Raw genomic sequence first — 19800 nt, 5'->3', positions numbered from 1 at the left:
CTTTGCAAAGTCAGAAGGAGCCAGCTTTAATCGGCAATGCCACGTGCGGAGCACAGCCTGACAACATTGGGATGCATTGGTTGGTATATGAGGGAATAGGCTTGATACTCTCGGAAAACATAGAACATCGCTCTTGAGTAGTGCTTCAAGCCAATCGGCGAAGACCTGCAATCGCCGCGAGAGATGCTGACGATGCGGGTAAAGCAGCGTTATGGGCATTGGCTCCGTACGATGGTTTAACATCACCTCAACCAGTTTCTCCGCTTCCAGGTGCCGTCTGACATCGTAGGCAGGAATCTGGATCAAGCCGAGTCCTGACAGGCAACAGGCGATATATGCTTCAGCGCTATTGACGGTGACGCGGCCTCGCACCGGCAGAGTGCGTTGCTTGCCATCCTCGATCCATTCCCAGTCGTCGACCCGGCCACTGGAGGGGAAAGCGTAGTTGACGGCCCAGGGGGATCCGAGATCACTGGGACTTTGAGGAGCACCATAGCGTTTCAGATGGGCGTGGCTTGCGACATTGATCGGCGCCAGCTTGCCGATAGGTCGCGCTATCGGTCCCAAGTCATTTAAAGGCCCAACACACAGCACACAATCTACACCGTCTTCTAAGAGATTCACCGCGCGGTCAGTGACGCCGAGATCGATATCCATTTGAGGGTAACGGTCGAGGAATTGAGGACGTGCCGGCGCAATGATGAGCCGCCCAATACGACCGGGAACGTCGATCTTCAGTCTGCTGGAACAGGTTTTCCGCGCCCTCGATCTCGGCGATAGCACGCAGGCAACGCTCGTAAAAAGCTGCGCCGTCCTAGATCGGTGAGACGTGACGTGTGGTGCGATGGAGCAACTGCGCGCCGACGTGGTCGCCATATTGGTAGAGGTTGTGCCGGTACTGTACCCTTAACCTGTGCAGATGCGTGTTGATCTATGATCTAATGATTGCGCGGATTACAGGCCAGCGATATCGCGCCAGATAGTATTGGCGACTTTGCGCAGTTCGCGATGAATCGTAGAGGTGAAGCGGTCGCGGGGGAAATGATGAATGTTGTTGATCGCGTCGTGAATGGACGCGAAACGCTGTAAGCGTCGCGTTGACTTGAAGCGTTTCATGCCCTGTTCTCGCCCTCTTATCGGTTGATGAGAATTCTCGGCCCGATTGTTCAAACTTTTGTGCTGGCGAGGGTCACAGATCGTGAGACCGATCTCCCGATTGACCGAAGCATAGAGCCGAGCTTATCAGTGACCATGACACGGGGAACTGCGCCCTGACATGACAGCAACTTCCGAATGAAGCGCCTCGCGCGCCTTGGTATCGCGGCGTTTCTGGGCCAGAACTTCAAGCACAAAGACATCCTGATCAACGGCGCGCTACAGAAGACGTCGTTTGCCGTTGATTGTCACGACAGCCTCATCAAGGTGCCATTTGCCTCCAAGGCGCGGTGTGCGGCGACGAATTGTATGGCATAGTCTCATCCGAACTTCTCAGCCCATTGGCGCACTGTCTAGTGGGTGACGATAATCCCTCAGTATGCCAGCATGCCTTCGGCCATGCGAAAGCTCAGCGGAAAGCGATGGCGGTAACAAAGCGAGGAGTAATTGTCGTGCATACCCTCTTATCCACCGTTGAGACTTACATCAAAGTTAAGGTTATGGTGCCGGTTACGAACCAACGAGCTATAGAGCTGGAGAAAAAATATCGGACGAGGAGGCAGCGCAACGTCTTCCGTGAGGAAACGACACTCTTCAGGTCTGGCTCAAGAGTGCAAGCACCGGAGAGTTGATACAAAATAATAATAATATCAATGTAATATTGGGAACGAATGATTGCGTCTTCCGCTCTATACTCATTGAGTATCAGTAGCGAAAACCTCCGGTGATCAACGGCATAATGCGTCCCTACAAGGCTCTAAACAGCGGTCGATGTTGATACTACTCAAACACAAATAGGAGGACGCCATGCTATTTACCTCAGCAAGCCACGAGGCCGCACCCATTACTCTGCCCTTCATCGACATCAATAAGCATCTTGTATTCTTTGGGGTCGTCTCGATCATCATCAGAGCAGGCGTTTGGGTGATGAACTTTTCCCATCTCGTCTATGCATGCCCTTATTGCCGAATTGAGCGTACAGCGATCAGGCTTCTCAGCATAATGATACTTCTCCGGCCTCATATCAACGTTTTCATCGCTTGACATCTGTCGTTAGCAAGTGGTGGCTTCGGTTGCGGTGTTGCACTCATGCAGAACTTTACCTTCGGCTGACTGATGATGTTACAGGGTACGTTTGAGCTCCATAAGCCATGGATCGAGGACAGTTGGATTCTGTCTGCATGTGCCATGTTGATCTTGTCAGGCCAGATCGGGATCATTTTTGAATCCCGCCTTAACTTGCGGCGGGCTTGAGACGGAGAGGTGACCATGTCGGATAATAAGCCATTAGCTGTTGTCATTGGAGCAGGCGACTGCGCTCACGCGTCGTTTCTCTGATAACGGATACCGCGCAATCGCGATTGCATGGCATAACAATACGCTTCAGGCCGTCGTGAGAGACGTGCCTGAAGCGGTCGGAATAGCCCGCGATGTGACCGACCTCAAATCCGTTTCTGGTGCCTTTGCGGAGATCGAAGGCCGCTTTGGATCAGTCGACACAATACTTTTCAATGCAGTGACGGGGGTTTTCAGAGAACTGTTGGACACGAGCACAATGGATTTCGAACAAGCGTGGCGGGTGAATGCGATGGGTGCCTTTCTCTGCAAGGAATGGTTTCGCATCAACATGGAAGTAACTGGCCGGGATAATTTCATCATCGTCTGCGTGACGGCTTCGCATCGAGGCGGCAAGATGACCACTGCGTTTGCTGCTGCTAAAGCTACCCAACGCAGTTTAGCCGAGTCCCTCGCACGAAGCCTCTAGCCCATGGGGACCCATGTCGCGCTGATCATCATGGATGGCGTGATAGAGCCTTCACGGGCAACATCGCGCGCGCAGCAAGGCTCTGCGTTTCTGAGAAACACGACTTTTAACTTCAATGCGTTTGTAGAACCCGGTACGAGCAAGCTCTGCCAGCATCATTCTTATCGGCTTTATTGTGCATCTGGCTTAGTACGGCGTGTGCCTGACGGGCATCAATACAGACAATCGGCAAGCCACGCAGGCTGAGTTTGCCATCCGGCCCGTTTCCAGGACGACGCATCGGATATGCTCCAGTTCACTCATCAAGGCACGGTATATGTGGTGTCGGGATCGGTCGGCTTCTTATACGCAGAGTTGACCGTTCCGCTCAAAGTCGCATGGTCGACTGTTATGCCTCGCTCAGCCGCAACCTCCTGAAGCTCGCAATAGGAGACGGGGTAGCGCACGTAAAGGAAGACGGCATGCAAGATGATGCTTTTGGGAAAATGAGCCCCTTTGAAATCGACCGCCATCCGCTTCCGCCTCAATCAATTACAGACACTGACTGGGACACAACCTGACAGGCATAATATGTTTGCGACAGAACCGAAAGAACCCTTCAAGCAGGTATGCGTGGAGAACCATAAGAGGCTCTCCACCTTGCATCTAGCATCTAGCCTTTAGCTCCAGGCGTGAAGGGGCGGCTTCTCGTCGTTCAGGAAATACTTGCCGAGTATTGCATATTTCCAGCGCACCGGATCGTGCAGCGTATGGGTGCGGGCATTGCGCCAATGTCGGTCGAGCTGGTGCTCGGCTAGTGTTGACCGGGTACCGGCAAGCTCGAACAGCTTGTTCGTGGCAGCTATCGCAATTTCCGTCGATAATATCTTGGCTTCAGCCGTCACGATTTGTGCCTCTGCGACCGTCTCGGCATTAGGGTTGTCAATAGCGCGATCAATGGCATAACCCGCCTTTTCAAGCAGCGCCTGCGCGGCATGTAGACGTAGTGTAAGATCGCCAACTGCCTGAATCGTATAAGGATCATCCCATGCTTGATCGACACCACTATCTACCCAAGCGCGGCTCTTGGTCCGCACGAAAGAGACAGTTTCATCGATAGCTGCCCTGGCAATGCCCGTATCAACAGCAACCTGGATAATCTGGAAAATCGCTCCGTCGGCTGTCGGCACCTCATACCCCTTATAGCCCGGCACCAGATGGGTTTTGGGAACCTTCACATTATTGAGGATAACCGTTCCAGACAGCGTCGTGCGTTGACCGAAGGAAGACCAGTCATCAATGACGGTCAGACCCGGAGCATCCCGTTCAGCAATTGCATACCAGGCTCGACCTTGTTCATCGAGAGCCACGATCGGCACCAGATGGGCCAGCAAGGCACCTGATGAATAGAACTTCTGGCCGTTGACGATCACATGGTCACCGGCATCGACGAATTTGGTCTCAAAATCCGCCGCACGTTTGGACCCGAATTCAGAGAAAGCATTTCCGAAACGCGTGCCCCGCAGCGCTTCCCCGAACAGCAGTTTCTGCTGTGCTTCGTCGGAGACGGTGCGCACAGCGGCGATAACACCGAGGTGGTTCTGCGCGATCTGTCCGATCGAGGAATCGGCCGCTGAAACGATCTCAATCACTTTGGCGAGCGTTGCGTAGGAAACTTCCGGTCCTCCGAACTTTTTTGGTACGTTGATCGACCACAGGCCACTTTGGGAAAAGGCGTCCAGCTCCTTGACCGGCCAGATACGTTCCCGGTCACGGATTGCGGCACCCGGCGCTATTTCCGCTGCGAGCTTATGCGCAATCTCAATGGCTTCTGCATCACTGTGAATAATGTGAGCCGGTTCGCTCGGACGCGGAACCGCTGGGACACCACGGCTCACATCTTTGGTGTTTAGATTTGCAACAGTCATTTCATGTCTCCTCTTGTGCTTTTCGGTTTCAATGGGCCAGATGGGCAAGAGTTGCGGAACCTTCGACTGGCTTTTGTCCAAGGTAGAACGCCTTCACATCGTCGCGCGTCTTGAGATCGGCTGCCGTGCCGGAAAGCACGCTAACCCCATTTTCAAGAATGACAGCTCGATCGGCATAAGTGAGCGCCACCGCCGAATTCTGTTCGGCGACAAGAATGGAAAGTCCTTCCTCACGATTGAGCCGACGCAGGGTGCGGAAAATATCCTGAACGACAAGCGGAGCCAGTCCCATTGAGGGTTCATCAAGCACCAGAAGCCGGGGACGGGACATCAAGGCGCGACCGATGGCCGTCATCTGCTGTTCTCCGCCAGACGTGAGGCCCGAAAGCGCACGGCGCTTATCACGCAGTCGCGGAAAATACTCATAGACCTTTTCCAGATCAGCGGCGATTTCCAAGCGTGATCCGCCTCGACCCAACCCGCCTGAAATAAGGTTTTCCTCGACATTGAGGCTCTTGAAGCAATGCCTACCCTCCAGCACCTGAACAAGACCGAGACGCACCAGTCTCGCTGGCGGTTCCCGGGTCACATCCCGACCGTCGAAGACAATGCGCCCGGCATTGACCTGCCCGCGCTCTGCCGGAAGCAGGTTCGAGACAGCCTTCAACGTTGTGGATTTTCCCGCACCATTGGCACCCAGAATAGCGAGGACTTCGCCGCGCTTGATCGACAAATCCACACCATGGAGAGCCGCGATCGAGTGATTATAGGTCGCGTAGAGCCCTTCGACAGTCAAAAGCTTGCTTCCGAGCGTCATGATAAACCCCCTAAACGAGTAATCCAGGGCGGCATTATCGCCGCCCGCATTATGTGCTTGCAGACGTCAGTTTGTCGCCACGTCCGCATCGGCGGCAGTGCGAAGCTTGATGCCCTTTTCCGCCGCATAGGCTTCCGAGGACTTTTCAATGATCGGACGCAACAAAGCCCAGTCCGGTGCAATCCAGTCGGAAACGACATTCCACTTTTTGCCGTCCCACTGCTGGAATGTCACGTAGCCGTTACCCTCGTGGTTGTCCCAGGTAACATTGATGGAGTGAAACAAGCCTTTTGCACCCAAAGCTTCGACGCGAGCTGGATCGAGTTGCAGATGTTCAAAGCCCCATCGCACCTCATCACCGGTCAGCGTCCGCTTGCCAAATTTCTCTTGCGCAATGCGTATAGCTTCGACGTTCAAGATACCGTTGACGATACCCAGATTGTGGTAGACAGAACCTATGCGCTTTTTGTCCTCAAGATTGCCCTTGCCTGCATCATAGACAGTCTTCACAATCTCTTGCACGACAGGATATTCTGCACCGGAAGCCTGTGTTGTGATTGCCGTATAGCCCTTGGCGGCGTCACCTGCCGGGATGGCATCCTCTTCGGAATTCGACCAGACATTACCGATGATATGATCGACCGGAAAGCCGGTTTTTGCCGCTGTCTTGAGGGCGACCGGGTTCATGACGCCCCAGCCACGCAACACGACATAATCGGGCTTGGTTCGGCGGATCGTCAGCCATTGCGACTGCTGTTCGTTGCCCGGATGCGGAACCTCAATCTGCTGCAATTCGAAGCCATATTTTTCTGCCAGCAGTTCATAGATCGGAATGGTCTCTTTGCCATAAGGCGAGCCATGATAGAGCACCACGATCTTCTTGCCTTTGAGACTATCAAGACCGCCCTCCTTGGAGGCGATGTAGTTCACGATGCCCGAGGTTTCGGAGTAAGGATTGAGCAGCAGCGGGAAAACATAGGGGAACACCCGACCATCCGTGGAATCCGTACGGCCATGATTGATGGTAATCAATGGCACCTTGTCCTGCGTGATACGGTCGATCATCGCATAGGCGATGCCTACCGAAAGCGGATTCCAGGCAGCAATGCCCGGATTGCTTTTCAGACGCTCATAGGCTTCTACGCCACGCTCGACCTCATATTGCGTTTCGGCTTCCGACCATGTCAGCTTGACCCCATTAACACCCCCATCACGGATATTGATCAGGTTGAGGTAATCGATAAAGCCGCCAAAGAAACCCGTACCACCAGCGGCGTAAGGGCCGACCCGATAGCTCTGGAGCGGAAAATACTGCTCGTCGGCCTGGGCCGGGAGCGCGAAGGCGGTAAGGCCGATACCGGTAGCAACCGCCAAAGCCTTGATCTTTGTATATAAGGTCATTTCTGGACGCACTCCGTCTGTCGGATGCAATGATTGTCATCCGGGTTCGTTTCAGGATTCAGTTCTGGTTTGGTGGATAGCGGGAAGCCTTTACGGGCTTCCCGGATTGAGTGGCCGCCAGACGGCTGCCGTAAAGCTTGTTTTCAACCGGTCCCAGAGCGATACGAGCCCGTCAGGCTCAAGGACCAGAAACAGGATGATAAAGATGCCGACCACAATGCGCTGCGTCATATCCAGGACGCCGGAGTCAAATACATCACCGAGGATGAACGCTCCTGCCCGCGACAAGACCAGCGGGAAAACGACAATCAGCGCCGCCCCGAAAAACGCTCCGCGGATCGATGCGAGACCACCGATGATGATGATGAACAATATCTGGAACGACCGGTCGAGATTGAAGCCCGCCGGTTCCACCGTGCGCAGATAGGCAAAGGCCCAGAGCACACCGGCAACGCCGATGATGAAGGACGAAACGGCAAACGCCAGCAGCTTTGTCCGCAAAACAGGCACACCGATGATACGCGCCGCCGTCTCATTATCTCTTACAGCGATGAAATTACGCCCGGTCTGCGACGACACCAGACGATGGGCAAGAAAAGTGACGACGACCACAATTGTCAACGCGAAGAGATAGCGTCCAACTGGTCCCTCGAACGGGATGCCCCCAATGGACAGCGCCGGAGCATCGATAACACCGGAGGCCGAATTATTTGAGAACCATCCGAACTTTGTCAGCGCCCATTGCACGAAGAACTGCGCCGCAAGCGTGGAAACGGCGAGATAGAAGCCGCGCAAGCGCAGGCTTGGCAGACCGAAAACAACGCCAAACGCCGCTGCAGCCAGTCCTGCAAAAACGATGGAGACAAGTAAAGGCAATCCGTCAATTCGCAGATTGAAATTATAAGCCGCGAAAGCGCCCACCGCCATGAATGCGGCCGAGCCAAGTGAAACCTGACCTGCATAACCAGTCAGAAGATTGAGACCAACACCGGCGAGACTCAAGGCCAGAAACGGCAGAAGAATAGCCTCAAAGAGATAGCTCGTGCCGATAAAGGGAATGATGAGATAGGCCACCACCAGCACCGCAAGTGGAGCAGCATAACGCGGCAGTGTATTGTGACCGGAAGGACTGACGGCTATAGCGGACATGGTCATACCCTTTCCACAAGCTTCTGACCGAACAGGCCAGACGGGCGGATGAGGAGAAAAGTGAGCGCCACCACATAGGCAAACCAGCTCTCAATGCCGCCGCCGAAATACTCGCCGATATAAACCTCGGCGAGCTTCTCCGACGCACCGACCAACAATCCACCGACAATCGCGCCAAGTATGGAATCGAAGCCCCCGAGCACCAGAACCGGCAAGGCTTTCAACACGACCAGCGACAGCGAGAATTGCACGCCGAGGCGCGCACCCCATAAGAGGCCAGCAACCAGTGCGACCAGACCTGCAGCGGCCCAGACACTGGCCCATATCCACGGCAGCCTCAGTCCAACGGCAAGGGCGGCAAACTGATCATCAGCGACCGCACGAAAGCCGAGACCGATCCGCGTATAGCGGAAGAATACAGACAGCAGCGCCACCATGCCCGCCGCAACAACAGCGGCAAAAATATCGAACTGGCTGATGAAGATGCCACCGACATCGAAGGGCACATCTTCGATCCCGAGATCAAGAGCATGAACCTGCGTGCCCCATAGAAGCTGGGCTGCGCCCTCAATGATATAGGATAGGCCGAGCGTCGCCATGAAGAGGGTGATCGGCGGCTTGTTGGTCAGTGGCCGCAATACACTACGTTCAATGGCGATCCCGATGATCACCATGGCTGCAAATGTAATGGCGAAGGCAGCCCAGAACGGCACGCCCCGCTCCGTGAGGCTTACAAAAGTCAGGGCAGCAAAAAGCAATAACGCCCCTTGCGAGAAGTTCAGCACGCCTGATGTTTTGTAGATAAGCACAAAGCCGATTGCGACGAGGGAATACATCACGCCCGACAAGAGTCCGCCGATCAGCACTTCCGTGAAGAACATCCAATCAAAATCACCCATCAGATGCCCTCCCCATCTTCATTTTCCGGCGCCACACCGAGATAGGCATCAATGACACGCTGATCAGACAAAATGTCCTGTGGCGTGCCATCGGCAATCTTGCGCCCGTAATCCAACACCGCGATGCGGTCAGAAAGGCCCATCACCACGCCGATATCGTGCTCAATCAGAACAACCGTGATGTCGTATTCGTCCCGTGCCAGCCGAACATAATCGGCAAGCTCGTTCTTCTCGGTGGCAGTCATGCCCGCCATCGGTTCATCAAGGAGGAGAATGCGCGGTGCAGCCGCCAAAGCACGGGCAAGTTCTACCCGCTTTTGCAGACCATAGGGCAGAGTGCCCGCCAACCGGTCAGCATAGTGCGACAGATGCAGAAAATCGATGACGCGGCTTGCGCGATCGCGGGCATCCGCCTGTGCACGACGAGCCTGCGGCAACCCGACAATCTGGCTCAGAAAATTCGAGCGGTTTGCAAAAGCCCGCCCCGCCGCGACATTGTCGAGAACGCTCAGGCCCTTGAAAAGGGCAAGGTTTTGAAAGGTCCGCGCAACACCGAGATGCGCCAACTTCTGCGTCGGCACCGGATCGTAGCTCTTGCCGCCAATAGCGACCTGACCATGACTTGGCCGATAAACCCCGGAAATCACATTGATGAGCGAACTTTTACCGGCACCATTCGGTCCGATAATCGCACGAATTTCTCCATGCTGGACACCGAGATCCACATCCTGCAAGGCAACGACGCCACCGAACGACAGACCAATGCCGCGCAAGTCAAGCGCCAGATCAGACTGCGGGCGCGTAGCAGGGATCTCGGTTGCCGCCTGTTGGTGCGCAGCCGTTTCCGCATCAAAATCTGCGATCAGGAAATGCAATGCCGACATTGTTCGTTCCGTGTTTACTCGAATTCAATAGGGGCATTCCGGTAGTCGAATGGACACAACAATCCTTTCGCAAACACGATTGTGTCCGCGTTGGGCTGGAGCGGCGATCAACGCCGCTCCCTAAATCTGCTGCTTTATTCGGCGGCTAGCGCCGCATTGTCTTCCGCTTCTTCCAGCTCGCGCACCAGCGGGATGACATGCTTGCCGAAATATTCGACCTCTTCCTGGAAATGCAGGAAGCCAAGCAGAATAAGATCAGCGCCAGCCCGCTTCAGCTTGACGACACGTTCTGCCACCTGCTGCGGCGTACCGATGAGGTTGGAACGGAAGCCATCATTGTACTGTACAAGATCGTCGAAGCTGGACTTCGCCCAGTTGCCTTCGCCTTCCGGTGAGGATTTGCCTGCATTCTTCACTTCGTGACCAAAGGCATTGACCGCTTCGGGATTGGCCTTCTCAATGATCTCGGCCAAAACAGCCTTGGCCTCTTCTTCCGTGTCGCGCACAATGGCAAAGGCGTTCACGCCAACGCGAACCGAATGATTATTTTCTCTTGCCTTGGTCTGGATATCGTCAACCTGCTTGGCAATTTCCTCCGGGGTATTGCCATTGGTGAAATACCAGTCGGACACGCGCGATGCCATGTCGCGCGCCGCGCGCGACGAACCGCCCTGAAAGATTTCCGGCTGCGGATCGAGTGGCTTGGGCTTCAGGGAATAGTTGTTGAAGCGATAAAAATCACCATGGAACGTGTAGCTTTCCTCAGTCCAGATACCCCGCAGCGCGCGGATGAATTCTTCCGAACGGCGATAGCGCTCGTCATGGTCGTACCACGGCTCGCCAATGGCATGGAATTCGCCACGGAACCAGCCGCTGACAATATTGACCGCCACACGGCCATTGGTGAGATGATTAATCGTGGCAATCTGCTTTGCGGCAAGCGCCGGGTTCCAAGGTCCAGGCAGAATGGCGGCGATCACCTTCAGCGTTTTGGTGGATTCGAGAAGGGCATGGCTGAATGACACCGATTCATGCTGGAACTCTGCACCGTAACCCGCCGTGAAACGAATCTGGCTCAGCGCATATTCGAAGCCGTTCGCCTCAGCGATCTGCGCGAGCTTGCGGTTATAGTCAATCGTCCAGCTGGTGCGCTGTTCAATATTCGAGATAACGAGGCCGCCAGAAACATTCGGGACCCAATAGGCGAATTTCACGGGATTTTTGCTGTGTTCTGTCATGGCTCAACTCCTTAGGTAATCATCAATTGGTCGTGGCTTCGTCGGATATGATGCGAAAAGCCCGCTCGCCGACACCAGCGGTCGCATCGATACGGGAAATGGCGGGCAAAAGATCGAACAGCTCCAAAACGGCGCGCTCGATACGCGCCTCAACGGCTGGATTGGACAAGGTATATTCCGTGAAGTCCGCTTCCACTGCGTAGACCGTCGTTGGAATGGTAACCGCACCAAAAAAACCGAATAATGGGCGAAACTGGTGTTCGAGCATGAGGCCATGCAAGGCCGAGCCGCCCGTCGCGGCAAGAACAACGCTCCTTCCTTGCAAGGCGCGGAAATCAACAAGATCGAAGAGATGTTTCAGCGCGCCGGTATAGGACGCACGATAGACGGGCGAACCAACCACGAGGACATCCGCCGCTTCTACGGCATCGACAATGGCTCGACCGGCCGCATCCAGTTGATCTGCGCGCAGCGCCCGGAACAGAACCGGTGCGGCATCGACCAGATCGATCCTGTCAATCTCAACATCAGCGCCGCGCACGATGCCTGCGAGAATTGAATCGACTAGCCGCGCCGTGCGTGACGGTCGCTTGACGCTGCCATAGATGCCTAAAACCTTCATAGAACCACTCCTTGTAGAGCATATTGTCTATGGTTTTAGTAAAGTATCAAAGGCAGCCATTCCAAAGTCTGGTGCTTCAGTGGAAAGGAATCCCTGTGTGAGGGAGGATGAATAACGACGGAATTATATCCAAAGCTTTAGCTGGTCAAAAAGCAGCCTTATCTCTGAACGCAACTATGCTGCGATTTCGGTTCTGTCGCAGACATTTTACTCCTGTCAGGTTATGTCCCAGTCTGTGTCTGTCATTGATTGAGGCGAAAGCGGACGACGGTCGATTTCAAAGTGGCTTATTTTCCCAAAAGCGCCATCCTGCATGCCGTCTTCCTTTACGTGCACTACCCCGTCTCCTATCGCGAGCTTCAGGAAATTGTGGCTGAGCGGGACACAACAGTCGATCATGCGACTTTGAACCGATGGGTTGTTCGCTACTATCCTCAGATCGCCGCACAAGCCCAGATACACAAACGACCCACGCCCAGGTCCTGGCGCGTTGACGAGACTCGGAGTAATTGATCGTCAGCGCTCTCCCGCCGCTACTATGGCCACGTTAAACACAGGAGAGCAAAATAGAACCGCTTTTTGTTGGTCTGGACGTATCAAAGGAAGAGACAGCGATCTGTGTTCGAACGCAAAGCGGAACGGTCAAGTCTGCGTATAAGAAGCCGACAGACCCCGACACCGCATATACACTGTCTTGAGGAGCGGGACAAACAGATTGCGAACAGCCGAGAAGATCGAAATAAAGTGTTGGAGGCTTCTTGGTGATCGGAAACCTTGCATCGTCCTTTCCCGCTTTCGCAGCTCGATTGTTGAGCCCTTGTGCGACCGGCGCTCGATTGCCGGCATCACTTTCCGCCGGGCTGCTCCATAGGATCGCAGCTTGTCTGTAATCATGCGCTTTGGCGCGACGTACTGTTTCTTCAATAGGCGTATCAGCAATCGCTTGACGGCCTTGGTGCTGCGGCGGTTCTGGACTATCTCATGAAGGACGTATCCGTCCTGATCGACGGCTTGCCAAAGCCAATATTTCTTACCAGCGATGCTGACGACGACTTCATCCAGATGCCAGATATGGTTTGGGCCGGGACGCTTCCTTTGGAGCCGACGGGCATAGTCCGGGCCGAATTTCAGTCCTCATCGACGGATGGTCTCATACGAAACGACAATACCACGCTTCAGCAGCATTTCCTCGACCACGCGCAGGCTCAGCGGACAGCGAAAGTAGAGCCACACCGCCTCGGTGATGATCTTGGCGGAAAACGGTAGCGTTTGTAGCAGATGGGCAAGCTCTTCATACGCCTGCGTCTATCCCAGCGGGTCCCAACAAGCTGTTACCGTGACAACACTGACCCAGCATCCTAGCATAGGAGCAGCTCTCATATGGAAATGACGGGTTACCTACGCTTGCAAATGGCCACAGTCGTACCTGCGTTTTCGAACAGAACGCCGAGGTTTTCCGGAACCGATCAGAGACCAACCAACGTCATATAGGCTTACACCGAAGTGTTGCTTTGCAGTCAGATCTTTGCCTTCCGCTGCCGCCAAGCGTGGAGCTTCTCGGGGTAGTCCGTTTGTATCAATGAGACCCCGCCTTCTACAAGAACTCCCCAGATTTCGTCAGGATATTCAACGGCTATACTATCTTTAAAGCCGCAGCATTCCACGATATCGAGCGTATTGACCCACACCGCAATACCCAGGCGTTCAAATTGCTCACGACGACTTGTTATGGTCTCCAGCTGGTCAAACTTGGTTTCGCAAACAGGCACCTGAAGTCCCGCCAATATACCAAGAAGATCGTCGGTATTGTGTTCTTCAAAATAGATCTTTGGCATGACCAAAAGGCAATGTTCATCGCGCAGCATTTGGAGATGAATCGCATCTTGTTCATTCGTGACATCAGTTTTTATCGCTGCCTGGCTGCTCATTCCGGCCTCGGAAATCGCTTCTGCCACCGCCGCGAGATTGCGACCATGCTTGACATCCACATCTAGATAGATCCGCCCACGAACAGCCTCCAGAAGCTCTTCGAAACGCGGCAGAACAGCATCGCTGAAGCCGATGCTGTCCTTTCCCTCTCCCATGCCATGGCGCAAACGCCGCCCGACAATCTCGGAAATTGGTAGTTCCTGGGCTGTGGCCGAGTGTCCCGTCATGCGCGCAAGATCGTCGTCATGCAAAAGAAAAAGATGCCCATCAGCGGAAAGCTGGACATCGATCTCGCCGATTTCGCACCCCATATCAGCAGCTGCGAGAAGCCCGGGAACGGAGTTTTCCGCCTGCTGTCGCCAAGCACCACGATGCGCAACGATTGCGGGAGGCTGCTTCAAATCTCTTAGAAATTCAATATAGGGTTTCATGCTTTGCCTTCGCAAGAGAACAGATTTCACAGTCGATCCGCTTGCCAGAAATTGCATCGAAGAGATGAAGGGCGTCGGCTGGAAGCTCGACAGACAATGTTTCGCCACTTACAGGGCGCTGATTGAGCACAGCTGAAATTTGTAGCCGCTGCCCGTCAGAAAGGCTGGTGACGAGGACATAATGGCCACCAAGATCCTCCACATAATCTACCCTAACAGGGATACCGTTGGCTTTTATCCGGATTGCTTCCGGGCGAATGCCAAGTGCCGTCGCGCCCGGTTCTCTTGTGGTTTCGGCCAAACCGAACCCATCTAAGATGATCCGTCCCTCGGTGATATTCGCATTAAGAAGGTTCATCGGCGGCATTCCAATGAATTCGGCAACAAAGCGTGTAGCGGGGCGGCGATAGATTACATCGGGCGTATCGTATTGTTCGATTTTACCTTTGTTGAGGATCATGATCCGATCCGCGAGTGTCATAGCCTCAACCTGATCATGGGTCACGAATATGCTGGTCGCTCCGATACGGCGGTGCAACTGGGCAAGTTCCATGCGTGTGCCATGGCGCAATTGCGCATCAAGGTTGGAGAGCGGTTCATCAAATAACAGCACTGACGGCTCGCGAACGATTGCACGAGCGATCGCGACGCGCTGGCGCTGACCACCGGAAAGCTCTCCCGGCCGCCGGTGGAGATAATCATCCAGCGCCACCGCACGGGCAGCATCGGTGATCCGTGCTACACGTTCTTTTTTACCAACACCGGCGATCTTGAGCGCATAACCTATATTCTCAGCCACCGTCATATGCGGATAGAGCGCATAGTTCTGAAACACCATTGCAAGATTTCGTTCTTTAGGTGGCAAGTCTTGAACTGCACGAGCATCCATCAGAATGCGGCCGCTGCTGACATGCTCCAACCCGGCAATCATGTTGAGAAGTGTCGACTTTCCACAACCTGAGGGGCCGAGAATAACCGTAAATGCGCCAGCCTCGAAACGAGCATTCATTTCCTGGATGACATGGGTATCGCCATAGAATTTGTTTACTGCATCCAAACGGATTTCTGCGCTCATTTTACTTCTCCGTCAGAGTCAGCCCGCGAACGATAAAGCGTTGCAAGAAGGCAATCATGACTAAGGGCAAGATGGATACGGCCAGTGTGCCGGCCATGATCAATGGAAAATTAGGAACATCACCGCTTGAAGCGTTATTGAGTTTGGCCAGGCCAACGACAGCGGTCTGCATTTCGGATGTTGACGAGGCAAGAAGTGGCCATAGATACATGGTCCAGCCGCCGAGAAACATCAAAATGAAGAGCGCTATTAGGTTGGTGCGAGCTAGAGGTAGCGCAATATCTATCATGAAGCGGAACCAGTCCGCTCCATCCATCTGCGCTGCCTTAACGATATCAGATGGAATAGTGCGAAAGAACTGTCGCATAAGAAAAACACCGGTACCGGTGGCAAGCGCTGGCAGTATCAAACCCGCATAGGTATCGAGTAAGTTTATTTCCAGTGTCGCTGGAGCTCCAAACACTCGTTCGATCAGTTCATTCAGCCCCGACACATTCAAAAAAGTATTGAGTGGCAAGGCGATATTGGCAACAATCTGGTAGGTTGTGACAATTCGCAGATCCAGCGGCAGCATGATACTGGCCATGATTATGCCGAACAAAATCGGCGCGTACCGCACCCGGAAGAACACCAGCCCGAAAGCTGCCAGAAAAGCGAACAAACATTTCAGCCCAGCCACAGCCAGCGCAACGATGAAACTGTTGAACAACTGGCCAGGAAGTTTGGTGGTCGTAAAGACGCGACCAATATTGTCCAACAGAGCGCTACCAGGAACCAACGAAACACCGTTACGAACGAAATCTTCGTAGCTCACACTTGCCGTCAGTATCGGTAAGACTAACGGGCCCAGAATGAAGATCATTCCTACGGCAAGCACTGTGTTTGCAACATGATCGATGCCCTTCGTGTCTTCAACGATATCACCGTTCATAGCGCACTCTCTTTTCAAGAATGAAGAATTGGAATGCCGCAAGACAAACGACAAAAGCCATGAGGATAGTGGATTGCGTCGCAGCTCCCGACAGATCAAAGCCCAGAAATCCATCCTGGTAGATCTTGTAGACAAGCAGCCTTGTTGCTCCGCCTGGTCCGCCTTGGGTCATTGTATCAATAAGACTGAAAGCGGAAACGACAGATTCAGTGAATTCCAGCACGAATGTCAGAAACAGCTGTGGTGCCAGCATTGGCAATTGCACATCCCAAATGCGCCGCCAAGGCGAAGCACCATCAATGGCGGCAGCTTGCATCATGCTACGCGGTACGGCTTGAAGACCAGCCAGCAAGATAACAAAATTGAAAGGAATGCCATTCCACACATGCGCAACCAGAAGCATGATGAATGCATCCGTTCCGTTCACGCCAGGGTTCCATAGGCCAGGGAATACGGCATTGATCGGCGAGAAAACACCGACAAATGGATTGAAGATAAAGGCAAAGACGACGCCGATAGAAGCCCCAGCTATCCCCTTCGGCCAGATCAGGATATTTCGTGCGGATACCGAAAGCCTCACCTTGCGGTCCGCCGCAAGCGCAAGAATGAGAGGCACGATGATCGCCAGACTAGAGCCGAAGAGCATAAAGACCAGTGTCCTTACGGACGCATCCCAGAAGACCGGGTCAGAGAGTACCCGCGCGTAATTCTGCAAGCCGACAAATTCCGCATCGCCCCCGAAAGGTTGTTCCAACGTGAATGACCACCAGAAGGAGAGATAGACAGGAATGTAAAAAAAATCACGACGATGATAAGCATTGGCAAGGTAAGCCAGAAGGGCATCCATCGGCTTGAAAATGATGGAAACATGGGTTTTCTCTTAAAAGGAAATCGAACGAGCTATATGAGAGACCTGTTAGCCCCGATGACGGAATGAGAGAGATCATGGCAGCTTGGCATTTTTGTAGGTCTGCGCAAAGCGGCGTAACAACGCGTCACCCCGCAACTTAGCATTATCGAGCGTAGCCTGTGCCGTTTGCTGACCAGCAAAGGCCTTGTCCAATTCTTCTTTGAAAATGTCGCGAAACTGTAGGCTGAAACCGAGGCGCAGACCACGGCTGTTATCATTCTGCGGCATGCCGAGCGACTCGGTGCCGACCCGCGAAGACGCGAATGGCGCATCATTCAACATGCCCGCGTCCTGCATGATTTTCTGGACATCCTTGGTAACTGGCAGATAGCCGGTAGAACGCGTAAAGGCGATCTGCTGGCCAGGCTGACGCAGAAAATTCAGAAACTTCTTTGCCGCAGTAATCTCCGCTTCGTTATGACCCTTCATGATCCAGATAGAGGCACCACCAACCAGCGTGTTGTAACGCTTGTAACCATCATAGACAGGCACCATGCCAACTATGAGTTTGTCACCGAGTGCCGTGTAGGAGGCACCATAACCACCGGTAGAATTCTCCGTCATCGCGCATTCACCAGAATTCAAGGCATCCGGAAACTTGCCTGCTCTAGTATCACGCTCCAGCTTGAGGATGCCTTCCTTCTGCCATTCGACAATATTGGCAATGTGCTTCGCAATAACGCCCTTGTTGAAGACATATTCGGTATCGAGACCTTCATAGCCATTTGCGCGGCTGGCAATCGGTTCACCATGACGGGCCGCAACTTGTTCCAGCACGCGCCAGGGATGAGCATCAGTTACATAAGGGCATGCAATACCGACTGCCTTAAGCTTTCTTGCATCCTCGGCTAGTTCTTCATAGGTTTGCGGAAGTGTGTCGATGCCTGCTTTTGCGAGCATTTCTTTGTTGCCGAAGAGAATAAGCGTCGACGAATTATAGGGCTGTGAATAAAGCTCACCTTTGGAAGTTTCGTAGAAAGAGCGCGCGCCCTCGAGATAGTTACTCCAGTCCACATCAGGCATGGCTTCGACTACTGGCACAACGGCACCAGAGAGCATGAGGTCCAGCGTTCCCGCATCGGGAAAAGCCAGAAGAACCGGATGTTGTTTTGCGCGAACAGCAGCAATCATCTTTTGCGAGGCGACCGTATATTCACCCTGGCTTACACATTTAACGTGATGATTGGACTGGCTTTCATTAAACGCCTTGCAGGCAGACTCAATGGCCGTCTCCGCGACACCCGTCACCCCATGCCAGAACTCGATTTCTGCGGCATTCGCTTGCGGCGATATCAGCGCTGCCGAAATCATTGCAGATGCAAAAATGGCTTTCATCAGAATATCCTCTCTGGATACACGTGGCGGTAGGCCGTTTCCGCTTGCTGGCCACCGCGGCAATATGTACACTTTGTGCGTAATTCTGATGTACACTTTGTGTGTATATATTTTGTGACGGCGGAAAAGCGCGATGACATATGACCCCTTCGATCACATAGCTGACCGCTTCCTGCGTGAAGGCCGTAACCGCTGTGTTGCCTCACGCAACGAACGAGACTTGCTGCGTCTGATATGGGACAATCCAGGCATCACACGCTCCGCCCTGACCGAACCCTTTGGTCTCACTCAGCAATCGCTTCACCGCATTGTTGAGAAACTACATGACCGTGGCATGGTCGTCTTTACGGAGGGCGGTATTGGTCGCTCAGGCCCACGCAGCCCCGGCCTAGCTCCCAATCAAGATTGGTGTCTGACGGTCGGCATTTCGGTCAATGTCGGCTCGATCAGTGTCGCATTAATGGGTTTCAGTGGTTTGCTTGAAATATGTGAGCTTCCCGAACAAGACGTGGATCTCGACACGGATATCACGTTGATCGAGGCAACCGTGGACGAAATGCTGGCCAAACGGCGAGTCTCACGCCTTGATATACTCGGAATTGGCCTTGCCGTTGCTGGATATCGTATGTCGGGCTCTCAGTTCAATCCGCCTCAACCGCTTTACAGATGGGCTTTGACCGACCTTGCGCCTCTTATAAGCAAACGGCTTCGACACCCTGTCTGGGTGGATAACAGCGCCAATATGGCAGGTCTTGCAGAGGCGGTATTCGGCGTTGGGCGCAATATGAAGAACTTTGCCTATATTGCGCATAATTACGGTTACGGCGGTGCGTTGATAGTCGATGGCCGACCTTTTCGCGGCGGCTTTGGTAATGCTGGTGAACTATCGGCCATGTTCACACTTGAGGAAAGCAATAGCCGACCCGCTCTGCACCTCCTCCTACAAGCCATGCGCCTGCAAGGTCGGCCAGAGCTCACACTTGGCGAACTGGTACGGACCATCACCCCTGACTGGACAGGACTTAGTGAGTGGATCGAAAGAGTAACGCCTGCCCATAATCGAGCAATCAACGCGCTTTGTGCTGTTTTTGATCCGGAAATGATTGTTCTTGGAGGCGAACTGCCGCACACCCTCGCCCGCATGTTGATTGAGAGGACACTCTTCAACAATATGCCACGGCACGGCGTGCCGCGCTCCAATCCTCGTCTGGTCGTTGCCGAAGTAACGGAGGCTCCAAGCGCTCTCGGTGCGGCCCTTCTTCCACTTCTGGAAACAGTATTGTGAGAGAAAAGCGGCCATCAAAGATTCTGTTTGCCATTCGGGCCAGTTATTACGAAAGAATACGGATATC

14 protein-coding genes and 6 pseudogenes are annotated in these 19800 nt (G+C 53.7%); 3 read left to right on the top strand and 17 right to left on the bottom strand.

The genetic code is table 11. From position 1 onward, the window contains the following. Positions 1 to 120: 120 nt before the first annotated feature. Both FHW00_RS19215 and FHW00_RS19210 read right to left on the bottom strand, forming a co-directional pair. Positions 121 to 865: pseudogene (locus FHW00_RS19215) on the bottom strand (LysR substrate-binding domain-containing protein); the annotation flags it as partial. A gap of 89 nt (positions 866 to 954) precedes the next feature. Continuing rightward, positions 955 to 1577: pseudogene (locus FHW00_RS19210) on the bottom strand (IS6 family transposase); the annotation flags it as partial. An 878-nt stretch (positions 1578 to 2455) separates the two neighbouring features. Here FHW00_RS19210 and FHW00_RS19205 point away from each other — a divergent pair. Beyond that, positions 2456 to 2920: an SDR family NAD(P)-dependent oxidoreductase gene (locus FHW00_RS19205; protein ID WP_176168347.1), complete on the top strand. Its 465-nt coding sequence runs from the start codon at positions 2456 to 2458 to the stop codon at positions 2918 to 2920. A gap of 365 nt (positions 2921 to 3285) precedes the next feature. On the opposite strand, the pseudogene FHW00_RS19200 reads toward FHW00_RS19205, so the two are convergent. The 9 genes and pseudogenes from FHW00_RS19200 to msuE form a co-directional block, all read right to left on the bottom strand. Beyond that, positions 3286 to 3432: pseudogene (locus tag FHW00_RS19200) on the bottom strand (IS6 family transposase); the annotation flags it as partial. Positions 3433 to 3579: 147 nt separating this feature from the next. Continuing rightward, positions 3580 to 4827: an SfnB family sulfur acquisition oxidoreductase gene (locus tag FHW00_RS19195; protein ID WP_078339992.1), complete on the bottom strand. Its 1248-nt coding sequence runs from the start codon at positions 4825 to 4827 to the stop codon at positions 3580 to 3582. A gap of 28 nt (positions 4828 to 4855) precedes the next feature. Then, positions 4856 to 5644, bottom strand: coding sequence for an ABC transporter ATP-binding protein (locus tag FHW00_RS19190; RefSeq protein ID WP_078339991.1), 789 nt, complete (start codon positions 5642 to 5644; stop codon positions 4856 to 4858). A gap of 66 nt (positions 5645 to 5710) precedes the next feature. Continuing rightward, complete coding sequence (locus FHW00_RS19185) at positions 5711 to 7045, bottom strand: ABC transporter substrate-binding protein (protein ID WP_078339990.1); 1335 nt, start codon at positions 7043 to 7045, stop codon at positions 5711 to 5713. A 90-nt stretch (positions 7046 to 7135) separates the two neighbouring features. Then, positions 7136 to 8194 carry a branched-chain amino acid ABC transporter permease gene (locus tag FHW00_RS19180; protein WP_078340068.1) on the bottom strand — a complete coding sequence of 353 codons (1059 nt, stop codon included), beginning with the start codon at positions 8192 to 8194 and terminating at the stop codon, positions 7136 to 7138. 2 nt (positions 8195 to 8196) lie between these two features. Further along, positions 8197 to 9093: a branched-chain amino acid ABC transporter permease gene (locus FHW00_RS19175; protein ID WP_182514682.1), complete on the bottom strand. Its 897-nt coding sequence runs from the start codon at positions 9091 to 9093 to the stop codon at positions 8197 to 8199. After that, positions 9093 to 9977: an ABC transporter ATP-binding protein gene (locus tag FHW00_RS19170; protein WP_078339989.1), complete on the bottom strand. Its 885-nt coding sequence runs from the start codon at positions 9975 to 9977 to the stop codon at positions 9093 to 9095. The genes FHW00_RS19175 and FHW00_RS19170 overlap by 1 nt, the downstream gene beginning before the upstream one ends. A 134-nt stretch (positions 9978 to 10111) precedes the next feature. After that, entirely contained in the window at positions 10112 to 11215 is a 1104-nt protein-coding gene (gene sfnG / locus FHW00_RS19165) for a dimethylsulfone monooxygenase SfnG (RefSeq protein WP_078339988.1), read from the bottom strand. Between the two features lie 22 nt (positions 11216 to 11237). Next, positions 11238 to 11837, bottom strand: coding sequence for an FMN reductase (msuE, locus tag FHW00_RS19160; protein WP_078339987.1), 600 nt, complete (start codon positions 11835 to 11837; stop codon positions 11238 to 11240). Between the two features lie 249 nt (positions 11838 to 12086). Here msuE and FHW00_RS19155 point away from each other — a divergent pair. Beyond that, positions 12087 to 12338, top strand: a pseudogene (locus FHW00_RS19155) (IS6 family transposase); the annotation flags it as partial. A gap of 201 nt (positions 12339 to 12539) precedes the next feature. On the opposite strand, the pseudogene FHW00_RS19150 reads toward FHW00_RS19155, so the two are convergent. The 6 genes and pseudogenes from FHW00_RS19150 to FHW00_RS19125 all read right to left on the bottom strand — a co-directional run. Beyond that, positions 12540 to 13097, bottom strand: a pseudogene (locus FHW00_RS19150) (IS6 family transposase); the annotation flags it as partial. Positions 13098 to 13354: 257 nt separating this feature from the next. After that, the gene (locus FHW00_RS19145) at positions 13355 to 14197 is read right to left on the bottom strand and encodes a glycerophosphodiester phosphodiesterase family protein (protein WP_176168346.1); all 843 of its coding nucleotides are present in this window, start codon (positions 14195 to 14197) and stop codon (positions 13355 to 13357) included. Continuing rightward, positions 14181 to 15272 carry an ABC transporter ATP-binding protein gene (locus tag FHW00_RS19140; protein WP_078339985.1) on the bottom strand — a complete coding sequence of 364 codons (1092 nt, stop codon included), beginning with the start codon at positions 15270 to 15272 and terminating at the stop codon, positions 14181 to 14183. Before FHW00_RS19140 ends, FHW00_RS19145 begins: the two co-directional genes overlap by 17 nt. Position 15273: 1 nt before the next feature. Beyond that, a complete protein-coding gene (locus tag FHW00_RS19135) occupies positions 15274 to 16203 on the bottom strand; it encodes an ABC transporter permease subunit (RefSeq protein WP_210276591.1) in 930 nt (309 codons plus the stop codon). Next, positions 16193 to 17073: pseudogene (locus tag FHW00_RS19130) on the bottom strand (carbohydrate ABC transporter permease). The gene FHW00_RS19135 and the pseudogene FHW00_RS19130 overlap by 11 nt, the downstream one beginning before the upstream one ends. Positions 17074 to 17146: 73 nt before the next feature. Further along, positions 17147 to 18448, bottom strand: a complete 1302-nt coding sequence (locus tag FHW00_RS19125; protein WP_078339984.1) for an extracellular solute-binding protein — start codon at positions 18446 to 18448, stop codon at positions 17147 to 17149. A 133-nt stretch (positions 18449 to 18581) separates the two neighbouring features. Here FHW00_RS19125 and FHW00_RS19120 point away from each other — a divergent pair, with 133 nt between their 5' ends. Then, on the top strand, positions 18582 to 19733 hold the full coding sequence (locus FHW00_RS19120; RefSeq protein ID WP_078339983.1) for an ROK family transcriptional regulator: 1152 nt from the start codon (positions 18582 to 18584) through the stop codon (positions 19731 to 19733). Positions 19734 to 19800: the final 67 nt, after the last annotated feature.

It is taken from the genome of Ochrobactrum sp. P6BSIII, assembly GCF_014138065.1.
In the GTDB taxonomy this organism is placed as follows: Bacteria; Pseudomonadota; Alphaproteobacteria; order Rhizobiales; family Rhizobiaceae; genus Brucella.
The sequence above is the reverse complement of the archived record's forward strand: the minus strand, read 5'-3'. Positions and strand labels throughout refer to the sequence as shown.

Excerpts from the sequence above, each read along its gene's own strand:
- FHW00_RS19180 (WP_078340068.1), bottom strand. The coding sequence starts at position 8,194 with ATGTCCGCTATAGCCGTCAGTCCTTCCGGTCACAATACACTGCCGCGT.
- FHW00_RS19140 (WP_078339985.1), bottom strand. The coding sequence starts at position 15,272 with ATGAGCGCAGAAATCCGTTTGGATGCAGTAAACAAATTCTATGGCGAT.
- FHW00_RS19125 (WP_078339984.1), bottom strand. The coding sequence starts at position 18,448 with ATGAAAGCCATTTTTGCATCTGCAATGATTTCGGCAGCGCTGATATCG.
- msuE (WP_078339987.1), bottom strand. The coding sequence starts at position 11,837 with ATGAAGGTTTTAGGCATCTATGGCAGCGTCAAGCGACCGTCACGCACG.
- sfnG (WP_078339988.1), bottom strand. The coding sequence starts at position 11,215 with ATGACAGAACACAGCAAAAATCCCGTGAAATTCGCCTATTGGGTCCCG.
- FHW00_RS19135 (WP_210276591.1), bottom strand. The coding sequence starts at position 16,203 with ATGAACGGTGATATCGTTGAAGACACGAAGGGCATCGATCATGTTGCA.
- FHW00_RS19195 (WP_078339992.1), bottom strand. The coding sequence starts at position 4,827 with ATGACTGTTGCAAATCTAAACACCAAAGATGTGAGCCGTGGTGTCCCA.
- FHW00_RS19145 (WP_176168346.1), bottom strand. The coding sequence starts at position 14,197 with ATGAAACCCTATATTGAATTTCTAAGAGATTTGAAGCAGCCTCCCGCA.
- FHW00_RS19190 (WP_078339991.1), bottom strand. The coding sequence starts at position 5,644 with ATGACGCTCGGAAGCAAGCTTTTGACTGTCGAAGGGCTCTACGCGACC.
- FHW00_RS19170 (WP_078339989.1), bottom strand. The coding sequence starts at position 9,977 with ATGTCGGCATTGCATTTCCTGATCGCAGATTTTGATGCGGAAACGGCT.
- FHW00_RS19175 (WP_182514682.1), bottom strand. The coding sequence starts at position 9,093 with ATGGGTGATTTTGATTGGATGTTCTTCACGGAAGTGCTGATCGGCGGA.
- FHW00_RS19185 (WP_078339990.1), bottom strand. The coding sequence starts at position 7,045 with ATGACCTTATATACAAAGATCAAGGCTTTGGCGGTTGCTACCGGTATC.
- FHW00_RS19120 (WP_078339983.1), top strand. The coding sequence starts at position 18,582 with ATGACATATGACCCCTTCGATCACATAGCTGACCGCTTCCTGCGTGAA.